The following is a 256-nucleotide window of genomic DNA, read 5'->3' as shown; positions in this document are numbered from 1 at the left end:
AACAAAATTTCGTTAAATAATTTATTTTGCTTGTCGCATAACTCCTTTCCTTTTTTAATATATTTTTTTAATTCGTCATCCTTTAGAATTTGAAGTATACCTAAACAAAGGATCGATCCAAAATTGTTTCTTACAGTGTTATAGAAAATCTCATTCAGTTCAATCGCATTGATTGGTCTCTTTTTATTGGTATATCCGAATATAAAGGAGGCATTGGTGATATACTCCACCTTTTTTGGGTAGTTAATCATTGGTG

At 29.7% G+C, this 256-nt stretch carries 1 protein-coding gene; it reads right to left on the bottom strand.

Annotated elements, in window-relative coordinates; all coding sequences use genetic code 11:
• Positions 1 to 256 (bottom strand): DUF3231 family protein (locus AOA61_RS30745; RefSeq protein ID WP_143521302.1); only part of this gene is annotated, 256 nt, incomplete at both ends.

The organism is Pseudomonas sp. 2995-1 (assembly GCF_002742505.1).
In the GTDB taxonomy this organism is placed as follows: Bacteria; Pseudomonadota; Gammaproteobacteria; order Pseudomonadales; family Pseudomonadaceae; genus Aquipseudomonas; species Aquipseudomonas sivasensis.
The sequence above is the reverse complement of the archived record's forward strand: the minus strand, read 5'-3'. Positions and strand labels throughout refer to the sequence as shown.